The organism is Pseudomonas arvensis (genome assembly GCF_056688935.1).
Genome location: NZ_CP162038.1, coordinates 609,657 through 622,479 on the forward strand (window position 1 = coordinate 609,657; position 12,823 = coordinate 622,479).

Sequence of the window (12,823 nt, forward strand, 5' to 3'; positions counted from 1 at the left end):
GAGGGGGCTTGCCCCCGACGAGGCCCGATCTGCCACCCTCACTTTCAAGGACGAACAACCATGGGCAACCCCCTGGCCGGCATCGGCATGGACTCCAACCGCTCCCAGTTCATGGCGCGCCAGCGCATCGAAAGCCAGATCAACCTGCCGCGCCTGTTCGCCGCCATCGACGCCGACCCCGGTATCGTCGGCGCGGGCGTGGTGTACATCGACGCCGACTTCAACATCATCACCCTGCGCGAGTTCAAGCCGATCTGCAGCATCAAGCCCAAGCGCATCATCTTGCGCGAGGCGCAGAAGTACATTGCGCCGACGCAGTTTGCTCAACATGTCGTGAGCAATCCTCGAGAGTCCCGACTGATTGGCGAATCCGTAAATACCGGAATCTCCTGCTTGGGCGCTGTCATCAGTTGGGTTGCGATCGCCAGTGGAACGATTCTGGTGCCTTTCAGTGCCGGCGCCAGTTCCGTCATCGTTGTGGTGGGGTATGCGGCTGCCGGTGCAAGTTCGCTTCAGTGTTTCAACGGCATTGCTCGAACAGCGCTGGAGGTAGCCAAACCTGAGGTAAAGGATTGGCTCGACAGTGAAGGTTGGTATCAGAATGCTTCCATTGTGCTGGACGCAGTATCACTGGCAGGCGTGGGCGCTTCGGCCCTGACGACGGTCAAGCTGGTCAGTGCCGCCAAAGCATCGACGGGTAAGAGCCTGCGTGACGTGCTTCGCGGGTTGAATCGACAGGAAAGAGCCAAGCTCACGAAAGAGCTACTGAGCATCAACCATCCTAGCTTGAGCGCAAAAATGCTCAAGTTGAAGCAGGCGTCGGGTGAACTCACCAAGCGTTTCACCCCTGCGCAGCTCAAGCACAGCACCACTACCCAGATCAAAGAAGTCCTGGGCGCCAGCGTAGGGTTTGGCGGGAGCGCGTACTCCGGAAACGTCAATACCATTGCGATAGGGGTGTACGAGGAAATAAATGAATGAACGACTTGATGACGTTGCGAGACTTTTTCAGGCATTACTTTCTGACGTTTCTGGGCGGCGTATTCGCTGCGTACTTCTCGTTGGCGTTGGCTGTGGCGCTGGCGTTCGTCACCTATTTTCGGGATGTGCCGCTGGCTCAAGTGGGGCTCAAGATCCTAGTGGTCGGGGCGCTGCTCATTCTGTTGACGGTCCATAGCAACTTTATGATTTTGCGGGGCCGACCCTCCTGGGTATGGGTGATGGTCGGTATCTACGTCGCCTGTCTACTGTTTGTATTTCCAATGGTTCAGTATCAGCCTCATAAAGTTCTCTATGGGTTGGCGCTGTTATTCCCATCCCTCGGATTGTTGACACTTAACAGCAAGGTTCAACGAGAGATGCGTACAAAACTCGTTGGAATCCGCCGCCTGCGCCAAGCCGTCATTGCACAACGCAAAGCTCACTGACTGGGTAGATTCACCACCTACGTTCGCACGTGCGCCACAAATATGTGCAACCCTCGCACCACGGCACCTGCGATGGCGCCGTTTTGGTGCTGTACTGCACCGGGTCTTACGATAAAGCGCAATGACCGCCGCAGTGGCATAAGTCTTGCGCGCGTTGTGTCCATGCCCTGGCTCGCAGGAGGCCGCCGTGTCGATTCATGTCGCGTTGCACCATGTTACGCATTACCGCTATGACCGGGCTGTCGAACTCGGCCCGCAGATCGTGCGTTTGCGCCCGGCTGCTCATAGCCGCACGCGGATTTTGTCCTACGTGCTGAAAGTGCTGCCCGAGCAGCACTTCATCAATTGGCAGCAAGACCCCCAAGGCAACTACCTGGCGCGCCTGGTGTTCCCGGAAAAGACCGATGAACTGCGGATCGAAGTGGACCTGGTCGCTGAGATGGCAGTCTTCAACCCGTTCGACTTCTTTCTCGAACCCTATGCCGAAAAAATCCCCTTCAGCTACGCCGCCGATGAGCAGCGTGAGCTGGCGCCGTACCTGGAAACCCTGCCGCTGACGCCGAAGTTTGCTGCCTACCTGGCCGGCATCGACCGCACGCCGTTGCCCGCCGTGGACTTCCTGGTGGGGCTCAACCAGCGCCTGGCCAATGACATTGGCTACCTGATCCGCATGGAACCGGGCGTGCAAACCCCGGAGTTCACCCTGGACAACGCCTCCGGCTCCTGCCGTGACTCGGCCTGGCTGCTGGTGCAATTGCTGCGCAACATGGGGTTGGCGGCGCGGTTTGTCTCCGGTTATCTGATCCAGCTCACCGCCGACGTCAAAGCTCTCGACGGCCCGTCCGGCACGGAGGTGGACTTCACTGACCTGCACGCCTGGTGCGAAGTGTATTTGCCCGGCGCGGGCTGGATTGGCCTGGATGCCACCTCCGGGCTGTTCGCCGGTGAAGGGCATATCCCGTTGGCCTGTAGTCCTGATCCATCGTCTGCCGCGCCAATCAGTGGGCTGGTGGAACCGTGCGAGTGCGAATTCACCCACGAAATGTCGGTAGAGCGCATTTGGGAAGCCCCACGGGTGACCAAGCCCTACACCGAAGAGCAGTGGCTGGCGATTCAGGCGCTGGGCCGGCAGATCGATGGCGACCTGCTCAAGGACGACGTGCGCCTGACCATGGGCGGCGAGCCGACTTTCGTATCCATCGACGACCCCGACGGCGCAGAGTGGAACACCGCTGCCCTTGGCCCGGACAAACGTCGCCTGTCCGCCGAGCTGTTCCAGCGCATGCGCAAGCACTACGCGCCCAAGGGCTTGGTGCATTTTGGCCAGGGCAAGTGGTACCCCGGCGAGCAACTGCCGCGCTGGTCGCTCAACTGTTACTGGCGTCGAGACGGTGTGCCGATCTGGCATAACAGCGCGCTGATTGCCGATGAGCAAGAGGACTACGGTGCGGATGGCGTGATGGCCGGGCGTTTCCTGGCCAGTGTGGCCGAGCGCCTCAAGTTGCCGGCGCGTTTTGTGTTCCCGGCCTTTGAAGACAATTTTTACTACCTGTGGCGTGAAGGTGCGTTGCCACAGAACGTCACCGCCCAAGACCCTCGTTTGAGTGATGACCTGGAGCGTGAACGCCTACGCAAAGTGTTCAGCCAGGGCCTGGATAAAATCATCGGCCAAGTGTTGCCGCTGGCGCGCACCGCCGCCAATGACCGCTGGCAGAGCGGGCGCTGGTACCTGCGCGATAATCACTGCCGCCTGGTGCCGGGGGATTCGCCATTAGGCTATCGCCTGCCGCTGGCGTCGCAGCCGTGGGTGACGGCGGCGGAGTATCCGTTCGTGCATCCCACCGACCCCAATCAGGATCAACCGCAGCTGCCGACCACTGCGCAACTGCAAAGCCACGGCGAACCCGCGCCGAGCGAGGACCGTGTGCCAGAGGTGGATGAATCCGCCGACTGGCTGACCCGTACCGCGCTGTGTGCCGAAGCCCGTGAAGGGCGGCTGTACCTGTTTATGCCGCCCCTGGAGCGCGTCGAGGATTATCTGGAGTTGGTGGCCGCCATCGAAGCCACCGCTGAAGAGCTGCACTGCCCGGTGCTGCTGGAAGGCTACGAGCCGCCGTTCGATATGCGCCTGAGCAACTTCCGGGTCACGCCGGACCCAGGCGTGATTGAGGTCAATGTGCAGCCGTCTGCGACCTGGGATGAGTTGGTCGAGCGCACCGAGTTCCTCTACGAAGAGGCGCGTCAGACTCGCCTGACCACCGAAAAATTCATGATCGACGGCCGCCACACCGGTACCGGCGGCGGTAACCACTTTGTGCTCGGCGGCGCCACGCCCAAGGATTCGCCGTTCCTGCGCCGCCCCGATTTGCTGCGCAGCCTGATCAGCTATTGGCATAACCACCCATCGTTGTCCTACCTGTTCTCCGGCCTGTTTATCGGCCCGACCTCCCAGGCGCCGCGGGTGGATGAAGCGCGCAACGATGCGCTGTATGAGCTGGAAATCGCCTTCGCACAAATGCCCGAGCCTGGTGAAGAATGCCCGCCATGGCTGGTGGATCGCCTGCTGCGTAACCTGCTGATCGACGTGACGGGCAATACCCACCGCGCCGAATTCTGTGTCGACAAGCTGTACTCGCCCGACGGCGCTACTGGCCGCCTGGGCCTGCTGGAGCTGCGCGCCTTTGAAATGCCGCCCCATGCGCGCATGAGCCTGACCCAGCAATTGTTGCTGCGGGCGCTGGTGGCGCGGTTCTGGCGTGAGCCTTACGCGCCGCCGAAACTGGCGCGCTGGGGCACCGAGTTGCATGACCGTTTCCTGCTGCCGCATTTTATCGAGCAGGACTTTGCCGACGTGATCGTCGAACTCAACGCCGCCGGTTACCCGCTGCGCGCCGAATGGTTCGCCGCACATCTGGAGTTTCGTTTCCCCAAGGTCGGCGATTACGCCGTCAGCGGTATCGAGCTGGAACTGCGCCAGGCCCTGGAACCCTGGCACGTGCTGGGCGAGGAGGGCGCAGTAGGCGGCACGGTGCGTTATGTGGATTCGTCCCTGGAGCGCCTGCAAGTGAAGTTGAGCGGGTTGCCACCGCAACGCTATCTGCTGACCTGCAACGGCATCCCGGTGCCGCTGCAACCCACCGGGCGCGTCGGCGAGTTTGTCGCGGGCGTGCGTTACCGCGCCTGGCAACCGGCCAACTGTCTGCAACCGACCATCCCGGTGCACGCGCCGTTGGTGTTTGACCTGCTCGACACCTGGATGCAACGCTCGTTGGGCGGTTGCCAGTACCACGTCGCGCATCCGGGCGGACGCAATTACGACAGCTTGCCGGTGAATGCCAACGGCGCTGAGAGCCGGCGGCAGGAGCGGTTTTTCCGCTTGGGGCATACGCCTGGAAAACTGCCGGTACCAAACCTGGAGATTAATGACGAGCTGCCGATGACTCTGGATCTACGACGTTTCTCCAATAAAAAAGACTGAATGCGATTTCACTGTGCCCTGGGCTTTTGTGGTGAGCGAGCTTGCCTCGCGCGGGGCAAGCCCGCTCACCACAAAAGCCCGGCGACCACAGGGGATTTGCAGTGTTTGTTGAGTTAATCTGAGCCCCTTTGCCTCTGCCGAGCGTTCCATGTCCGACTTGCTCGACCGTTACCCGCTGACTGCGGGCACTTATCACGAACTGCTGGATGGCAGTGGCGCGGTGCGTGCCCATTGGCAGCGCCTGCTTGATCACCTGCAACGCAGCACCCCCGCGCAACTGGCCCAGCGCCAGGCGCTGCTGACTCGGCAGATCCAGGAAAACGGCGTGACCTACAACGTCTACGCCGATCCCAAGGGCGCCGATCGTCCGTGGGAACTGGACCTGCTGCCCCATGTGCTGGCCGCCGATGAGTGGCAGCACCTGTCGGCCGGTATCGCCCAGCGGGCACGCCTGCTCAATGCGGTGCTCGCCGATCTGTATGGCCCGCAACGCTTGATCAAGGAAGGCCTGCTGCCGGCGGAGCTGGTGTTCGGGCATAACAATTTCCTCTGGCCGTGCCAGGGTATCCAGCCACCCGACGGTGCCTTCCTGCACCTGTACGCGGTGGACCTGGCGCGCACACCGGATGGGCGTTGGTGGGTGACGGCCGATCGTACCCAGGCGCCGTCGGGCGCCGGCTATGCGCTGGAAAACCGCACCATCGTGTCCCGCGCCTTCCCGGACTTGTACCGCGACTTGCAGGTGCAGCACCTCACCGGCTTCTTCCGCACGCTCCAGGAAACCCTGGCCCGCCAGGCTCCCGGCGATGACCAGCCACCGCTGATCGTGCTGCTCACGCCTGGCCGTTTCAACGAAAGCTATTTCGAACACCTCTACCTCGCGCGCCAGCTCGGCTACCCGCTGGTGGAAGGCGGCGACCTCACCGTGCGCGACAGCACCGTGTTCCTCAAGACGCTCAGCGGCCTGCGCCGGGTGCACGCGATCATGCGGCGCCTGGACGATGACTTCTGTGACCCGCTGGAACTGCGCACCGACTCGGCCCTCGGCGTGCCGGGCCTGCTGGATGCCGTGCGCCAGGGTAATGTGCTGGTGGCCAATGCCTTGGGCAGCGGCGTGCTGGAATCCCCTGGGTTGCTCGGCTTTTTGCCGAAGATCAACGAATTCCTGTTCGGCGAAACACTGATCCTGCCGTCCATCGCCACCTGGTGGTGCGGCGAAGCGCCGGTGCTCGCCGAAGCCTTGGAGAAACTGCCGGAGCTGCTGATCAAACCCGCGTTCCCCTCGCAGAGTTTCGCCCCGGTATTCGGTCGCGATCTGAACGATGAACAACGCGACGCCCTCGCCGAACGCATGCGGGCGCGGCCGTACGCCTATGTCGCCCAGGAGCTGGCGCAACTGTCCCAGGCGCCGGTGTGGCACACCGTGGATGACCACCTGCAGCACCGCGCCATCGGCATGCGTGTGTACGCGGTGGCCAGTGACGAGGGCTATCGCGTATTGCCCGGTGGCCTGACCCGCGTGGCCGCCGAGGCCGATGCCGAAGTGGTGTCGATGCAGCGCGGCGGTGCGAGCAAGGACACCTGGGTGCTCGGCGAGCGCGCCGCCGGTGGCGAGCAGTGGCGTGCCCAGCGCACGATTGGTGCCCACGACCTGGTGCGCCGCGATCCTTATCTGCCGTCACGGGTGGTGGAAAACCTGTTCTGGTTTGGCCGTTATTGCGAGCGCTGCGATAACAGCGCGCGCTGGTTGCGTATCGTGCTGGCGCGTTACGTCGACGGCGACGATCCCTTGGCGTTGCAGGCGGCGGTGGAGTTGGGCGAAAACCTGCGCCTGCTGCCCGAAGAGGGCGAATTGCCTGAGCGTCTGCTTGGCGCATTGCTCGGCGACGACTGGCCATCGAGCCTGCGCGCCAACCTGCAACGCTTGCAGTGGGCGGCGTCCCAGGTGCGTGGCAAGTTGTCCCGCGAGAACTGGCAGGCGCTGGTGGAGCTGCAACGCGAAGCCATGGAGCTGGAACGTGAAGCGCCGGACTTTGGCGAGTTACTCGATTTTCTCAACCGCCTGGTGATGTCCCTGGCGGCGCTGTCCGGCTTTGCCCTGGACGACATGACCCGTGACGAAGGCTGGCGTTTCCTGATGATGGGGCGGCGCATCGAGCGCCTGCAGTTCTTGAGCAGTAGCCTGGCAGCGTTCCTGCGGGGTATGGCGGTGTTCGATCAGGCGGGGCTGGAGTGGTTGCTGGAGCTGGGTAACAGCAGCATCACCTACCGCTCGCGCTACCTGGCGGTGCCGCAGTTGATCCCCGTGCTCGACCTGCTGCTGTTGGACGAGCAGAACCCTCATGCGGTGCTGTTCCAGCTCAAGCTGGTCAGCCGCACCGTGCGTCGCCTTAATGACGACTTCGGTGTCCCACGGGAAACCGGGCTGGCGCCCTTGGTGGAGCGTTTGGCGCGTTTCGACCTGGGCTGCCTGGAGAACCCGCTGTTTGGCGAGTCCGGCGTACGTGCCGCCTTGGACGGTTTGGCCGACCTGCTGCAAGCGGTGGCCGACGAAAGCGGTCAAGTGTCGGATCGCCTGGCCCTGCGCCATTTTGCCCATGTGGATGATGTCAGCCAGCAAACGGTGTCGGTGTAATGAGCGCGCGCTATCAGATTTTTCACGATACCCACTACCACTACGATAGCCCGGTGTCCCTGGCCCAGCAGTTGGCGCACTTATGGCCACGGCCCTGTGCCTGGCAGCGCTGTACCTCGCAGCAACTGGATATCAGCCCGGAGCCGACCTCGCGCCGCGATGAGCTGGACGTGTACGGCAACCCGATCACTCGCCTGGCGTTCGAACGGCCCCATGATGAACTACTGGTCAACGCCGGGCTGACCGTGGAAGTACTGGCGCGGCCCGCGCTGGATTTCCAGCAGTCACCGGCCTGGGATCAGACCCGTGACAGCCTGACCTACAGCAGCCAGCCGATGACGGCTGAGCGAATCGAAGCCTGTCGGTATCGCTTTGAATCGCCCTACGTGCACCTGAAAAAAACCTTCGTCGAGTTCTCCGAAAGTTGCTTCCCGCCCGGTGAGCCGTTGCTGTTGGGCGTGCAGGCGTTGATGGAAAAGATCTTCAGCGAATTCACTTTCGATGCCGAAGCCACCCAGGTCGCCACGCCGCTGGTGGAAGTGCTGGAGCGCCGTCGTGGCGTGTGCCAGGACTTCGCCCACCTGATGCTTGCCTGCCTGCGCTCGCGGGGGCTGGCGGCGCGGTATGTCAGCGGTTACCTGCTCACCCAGCCACCGCCCGGCCAGCCACGGCTGATCGGCGCCGATGCGTCCCATGCGTGGGTCTCGGTGTTTTGCCCGGTGTCAGGCTGGGTCGATTTTGATCCGACGAACAATGTGCAGCCGGCACTGGAGCACATCACCCTGGCCTGGGGCCGGGACTTTTCCGATGTGTCGCCGTTGCGTGGGGTGATTCTGGGGGAGGGAGCCATGACCCGGAGGTGCGGGTGACGGTGATGCCGCTGGAGTAGCGGTTGAGGAGGGTGAGCAGGGTGGGCCTGCTCACCACAAAAGAAATTATTCAGCCGGATCCTTTGGTGTTTCAGTCTCGTCGCTCGTTTCTTCAGCATCGACGTCCGGGTTCAGTGCGCCGGCTTCTTCGTCTGCAGCGGCTTTCTTGCGTTGCAGTTTTTCCTCTTTCTTCTGTTCCTTGGCCAAGTCTCTCTGACGTTTGGCGAAGGAGTAATTAGGTTTGGCCATGGGCGATCCTCTAGGGTCGAAGGTGAGGGTGGCGGCGCGCAGCTGCCTTGGGTCGCTATGGTAGCAGCTTAGCAGCGCGCTTTGCCTTCACTTACCGCAGGCGTACGCGGCCAGCAGGCCGTTGAACAGGTGATTGAGGCGCATGGTTCGGACTCCAGTGGGTAATGGGCCGATCATAGGGAGGTACTGCGACTTTGGCTGGTAGATTGTGTTGATAAGTCTGATAGCCTAAAGTTGTATACAATCTGTTGATTCAGATCATAAGAATTCAAGCCTGTTTGATGCACCCTTATCGCAATCCGCGTTTTTTAAACCCTGCCTTGGAGATTCACATGTTTGCCAAACTCGTTGCTGTTTCCCTGCTGACTCTGGCGAGCGGCCAGTTGCTTGCCGCAGAGTGCAAGGTCACCGTCGACTCCACTGACCAGATGTCCTTCAATACCAAGGAAGTCGTGATCGACAAGAGCTGCAAGACGTTCACTGTCGAACTGACTCACTCCGGCAACCTGCCGAAAAACGTCATGGGCCATAACTGGGTGCTGACCACTGCCGCCAACATGCAACCCGTTGCCACTGAAGGCATGGCCGCTGGCATCGACAAGAACTACCTGAAAGAAGGTGACGACCGCATCATCGCCCACACCAAGATCATCGGTGCCGGCGAGAAAGATTCGGTGACGTTCGATGTGTCGAAGCTGGCAGCCGGGACCGACTACGCGTTCTTCTGCTCGTTCCCAGGCCACATCTCGATGATGAAAGGCACGGTGGTCGTCAAGTAACACCGCGTTATCGTTCATCGGGGGCAAGTCGAATTGTCGCACCGCCCCTCCCACATTGGATCGCATTTCAAAAGGTGGGAGGGGGCTTGCCCCCGATGACTATCTGACAGTCACTACAAAACTGCCCGACTCACCTCAAGGCGCAAACGGCATCACCCGCTTGTGCTCAGTCTTGCGATACGTCTCGCAGATAATCCTGAACGCTTCCTCGCGCACCGCTTCACCGTGCAGGAACGCGTCAATCTCCGCATAGGTCACGCCATGTGACGCTTCATCCGGCTTGCCTGGCGACAGGTCTTCGAGGTCGGCAGTCGGGATCTTCTCCACCAACGATTCCGGCGCGCCAAAGTGCCGTGCAATCGCACGCACCTGGTTCTTCACCAGCCCGCTCAAAGGCGCCAGGTCGCACGCACCGTCACCGAACTTGGTGAAAAAGCCCATCACCGCTTCCGCCGCGTGGTCGGTGCCGATCACCAGGCCACCGGCCGCGCCGGCGATGGTGTATTGCGCCACCATGCGCATGCGCGCCTTGGTGTTGCCCAGTACGAAATCGCGGGACACCGCCGCCTTGCCTTCGAACGCAGCCACTTCACTGGCCAGGGCTTTCACCGCCGGGCCGATGTTCACGGTGTGGCGCTCGTCCGGCTCGATAAAGTCCACCGAGGCCTGGGCGTCGATTTCGTCGAACTGGGTGTCGTAGGGCAGGCGCACCGCGATAAAACGGTAAGCCTCATCACCGGTGTTGGCGCGCAGTTCCTGCATCGCACGTTGGGCCAACAGGCCGGCGGTCAGGGAATCGACGCCGCCGCTGATGCCCAGTACCAATGCCTTGAGCCCGGAGTTGCGCAGGCAATCCTGGATAAAAGCCACGCGGCGGGCCACTTCGGCCTCAAGGTCGGCCTGGTTGTTGAACGGCGCTTGCACCTTGAGTTGCTGCGCAATCTCACGCTGTACGGCTTGCATGATTCACTCCTTGCTGGAAATGGCAGGTACTTTGAAAACATGACGCAAATAGGCGACAAAATTCGGGTCGGTGCAGTGGGTCTTGCCCGCTTCATCGGAGATTTTGGCGACGGGCTGGCCATTGCACGCGGTCATTTTAAGCACGATGCTCATCGGCTCCACCCCTGGAATATCGCAGGTCAGGTTGGTGCCGATGCCAAAGCTCACATTAATGCGACCGCGCAGCGCCCGGAAAATCTCCAGGGCCTTGGGCAGCGACAGGCTGTCGGAGAACACCAGTGTCTTGCTCATCGGCTCGATCCCCAGCTTGTGGTAGTGGGCGATGGCTTTTTCGGCCCATTGCACCGGGTCACCGGAGTCGTGGCGCAGGCCGTCGAACAGCTTGGCGAAGTACAAGTTGAAGTCACCGAGGAATGCATCGGTCGTGATGCAGTCGGTCAGGGCAATGCCCAAAAGGCCCCGGTATTCGCGGACCCAGCAATCGAGGGCGGCGATCTGGCTGTCGATCAGGCGCGGGCCGAGTTGCTGGTGGGCCATGATCCATTCGTGGGCCATGGTGCCCAGGGGCTTCATGTCCAGCTCGCGGGCCAGATGCACGTTACTGGTGCCGACGAAGCGCCCTGGGAAGTCGTGCTTGAGTACAGTGACCACTTCTTCCTGCACCCGGTACGAGAAGCGCCGGCGCGTGCCGAAGTCGGCCACTTGCAGTTCCGACAGTTCCTCGCTGCTGGCATTCGCCGTCAGCCAGTCGAACTTGCGGTACAGCTGCTCGCGGGCCTGTTCGAGGATCACGGTCTGGTAGCGGTAGCGGTTACGCACTTCGCTGACGATGGCCAGCATCGGCACTTCAAACAGGATCACATGCAGCCACGGGCCGCGCAGGCGGATAAACAACTCGCCGTTTTCGATGCCGGTCTGCACATAACGCAGGTTGAAGCGGAACAGCCCGAGGAAACGCAGGAAGTCCGGCTTCATAAAACTGATGCGTTCCAGGAAGCCCAATTGGTCCGGGCTCAGGCTCAGCTCGGCGAGGCGCTCGATCTGGTAGCGGATCTCCGCCAGGTAGGGGCGCAGGTCTTCACTGTTACGGCAACGAAACTCCCATTCAACTTCCACGTTCGGGTAGTTGTGCAGCACCGCCTGCATCATGGTCAGCTTGTAGAAGTCGGTGTCGAGCAGGTTCTGCACGATGCGATCGGCAAACACACTCTCGCTCATAACGGGAATCTCCAGACGGGTCGGCGTTGGGCGCCGGCCTTTACGCACAATTAAGGAAGGGGGCTAGTGGCGCATAGACCCGTGGGGTTTTGCCAGTGATTTTTTTGGGTGTGGCTACTGGCCTCATCGGGGGCAAGCCCCCTCCCACACTTGGAATGCATTCCAAATGTGGGAGGGGGCTTGTCCCCGATGGCTATCTTTCAGGCACTAAATAACCTGCTCCATCATCCACTTCACAAAATCGCGCACCTTGGGCACCTCTGCCGAATGCTCCGGATACGCCAGGTAATACGCATCCTGGCTCGGCATCGCATGCTGCCAGGGAATCACCAGCTTGCCGTCGGCCAGTTCTTCCTCCACCAGAAACCGCGGCAACAGCGCCACGCCACAGCCGACCTGCGCTGCACGAATGCACATATAAAAGGTGTCAAAACGCGGCCCGTGGTAGCTGTGTTCAGTCTGGTAACCCTGGCTGGCGAACCAGTCATGCCAGCCCTGGGGGCGCGAGGCGTTTTGCAGCAGCACCAGTTCGCTCAGTTGCGTGGGGTCGGTGAAGGGCTTGGCGGGCAGGCTCTCGGGTGCGCACACCGGCACCAGTTCTTCACTGAACAGCTTCAGGCTCTCGGTGCCGGGGCGTGCGCCCTGGCCGAAGTAGAAGGCCAGGTCGGCCTTGCCTTGCAGCAGTTCGTCCGGCTCCTGCTCGTTGCACAGGTCCAGATGGATCTGCGGGTGACGCAGCCGCCAGCCCTTGAGGCGCGGCACCAGCCAGCGCGCGCCGAAAGTGTAGGGCGTGGACACGCGCAACACTTCGGTCTCGCCGCCGTAGGAGCGCAGGTAATGGGTGGACATCTCCACTTGCGTGAGGATCTTGCGCACTTCCACCAGGTACAGGTCGCCTGCCGGGGTCATCTGCAGGCGGCGACGCACGCGGCGAAACAGCAGGTGTTGCAGCAGTTCTTCCAGCTGCGCCACTTGCTTGCTGACCGCGCTCTGCGTGAGGTTCAGCTCTTCGGCGGCGCGGGTGAAGCTCAGGTGGCGGGTGGCGGCTTCGAAACACTGCAGGGCGGTGATCGAGGGCAAATGTCTTTTGTTCAGCACGGCGTGCCTCTTTTTATGCTTTGCATGAATAAACGGAATGATATCTCGCCTAATCGTCGTTTGTTGGCAAGTCTTGGGCCAGCTACAAATAAGGCCTGGATCGCCGT

General features: G+C 61.5%; 9 protein-coding genes and 1 pseudogene. 6 read left to right on the top strand and 4 right to left on the bottom strand.

What is annotated here, in order from left to right; translation table 11 throughout:
- Positions 1 to 60 precede the first annotated feature (60 nt).
- From AB3G88_RS02695 to AB3G88_RS02715, 5 genes and pseudogenes are all read left to right on the top strand, one after another.
- Positions 61 to 981 (top strand): Ssp4 family T6SS effector, encoded by a 921-nt coding sequence (locus AB3G88_RS02695; protein ID WP_112193135.1) that lies wholly within the window; start codon positions 61 to 63, stop codon positions 979 to 981.
- The gene (locus tag AB3G88_RS02700) at positions 978 to 1,427 is read left to right on the top strand and encodes a hypothetical protein (protein ID WP_480453098.1); all 450 of its coding nucleotides are present in this window, start codon (positions 978 to 980) and stop codon (positions 1,425 to 1,427) included. The genes AB3G88_RS02695 and AB3G88_RS02700 overlap by 4 nt, the downstream gene beginning before the upstream one ends.
- 187 nt (positions 1,428 to 1,614) lie before the next feature.
- A complete protein-coding gene (locus AB3G88_RS02705; RefSeq protein WP_480453100.1) occupies positions 1,615 to 4,905 on the top strand; it encodes a transglutaminase family protein in 3,291 nt (1,096 codons plus the stop codon).
- Between the two features lie 148 nt (positions 4,906 to 5,053).
- The gene (locus AB3G88_RS02710; RefSeq protein ID WP_099583662.1) at positions 5,054 to 7,540 is read left to right on the top strand and encodes a circularly permuted type 2 ATP-grasp protein; all 2,487 of its coding nucleotides are present in this window, start codon (positions 5,054 to 5,056) and stop codon (positions 7,538 to 7,540) included.
- Positions 7,540 to 8,429: pseudogene (locus AB3G88_RS02715) on the top strand (transglutaminase family protein). Before AB3G88_RS02710 ends, AB3G88_RS02715 begins: the two are co-directional and overlap by 1 nt.
- Before the next feature lie 46 nt (positions 8,430 to 8,475).
- Here AB3G88_RS02715 and AB3G88_RS02720 read toward each other — a convergent pair.
- Positions 8,476 to 8,658, bottom strand: a complete 183-nt coding sequence (locus tag AB3G88_RS02720; protein WP_099583660.1) for a hypothetical protein — start codon at positions 8,656 to 8,658, stop codon at positions 8,476 to 8,478.
- Positions 8,659 to 8,990: 332 nt separating this feature from the next.
- On the opposite strand from AB3G88_RS02720, the gene azu reads away from it, so the two are divergent.
- Positions 8,991 to 9,437: an azurin gene (gene azu / locus AB3G88_RS02725; RefSeq protein ID WP_158879120.1), complete on the top strand. Its 447-nt coding sequence runs from the start codon at positions 8,991 to 8,993 to the stop codon at positions 9,435 to 9,437.
- 135 nt (positions 9,438 to 9,572) lie between these two features.
- Here the strand turns inward: azu and nadE are convergent, their stop codons facing one another.
- From nadE to AB3G88_RS02740, 3 genes are all read right to left on the bottom strand, one after another.
- Positions 9,573 to 10,400 carry an NAD(+) synthase gene (nadE, locus tag AB3G88_RS02730; RefSeq protein ID WP_480453103.1) on the bottom strand — a complete coding sequence of 276 codons (828 nt, stop codon included), beginning with the start codon at positions 10,398 to 10,400 and terminating at the stop codon, positions 9,573 to 9,575.
- Between the two features lie 3 nt (positions 10,401 to 10,403).
- Positions 10,404 to 11,618 carry a nicotinate phosphoribosyltransferase gene (gene pncB / locus AB3G88_RS02735; protein WP_480453105.1) on the bottom strand — a complete coding sequence of 405 codons (1,215 nt, stop codon included), beginning with the start codon at positions 11,616 to 11,618 and terminating at the stop codon, positions 10,404 to 10,406.
- Positions 11,619 to 11,825: 207 nt separating this feature from the next.
- Positions 11,826 to 12,716, bottom strand: coding sequence for a LysR family transcriptional regulator (locus AB3G88_RS02740; RefSeq protein WP_480453107.1), 891 nt, complete (start codon positions 12,714 to 12,716; stop codon positions 11,826 to 11,828).
- Between the last annotated feature and the right edge of the window lie 107 nt (positions 12,717 to 12,823).

What these genes read in the sequence shown, in the direction of transcription:
- AB3G88_RS02700 (WP_480453098.1), top strand. Translation starts at nt 978, where the DNA reads ATGAACGACTTGATGACGTTGCGAGACTTTTTCAGGCATTACTTTCTG.
- AB3G88_RS02710 (WP_099583662.1), top strand. Translation starts at nt 5,054, where the DNA reads ATGTCCGACTTGCTCGACCGTTACCCGCTGACTGCGGGCACTTATCAC.
- pncB (WP_480453105.1), bottom strand. Translation starts at nt 11,618, where the DNA reads ATGAGCGAGAGTGTGTTTGCCGATCGCATCGTGCAGAACCTGCTCGAC.
- AB3G88_RS02695 (WP_112193135.1), top strand. Translation starts at nt 61, where the DNA reads ATGGGCAACCCCCTGGCCGGCATCGGCATGGACTCCAACCGCTCCCAG.
- azu (WP_158879120.1), top strand. Translation starts at nt 8,991, where the DNA reads ATGTTTGCCAAACTCGTTGCTGTTTCCCTGCTGACTCTGGCGAGCGGC.
- nadE (WP_480453103.1), bottom strand. Translation starts at nt 10,400, where the DNA reads ATGCAAGCCGTACAGCGTGAGATTGCGCAGCAACTCAAGGTGCAAGCG.
- AB3G88_RS02720 (WP_099583660.1), bottom strand. Translation starts at nt 8,658, where the DNA reads ATGGCCAAACCTAATTACTCCTTCGCCAAACGTCAGAGAGACTTGGCC.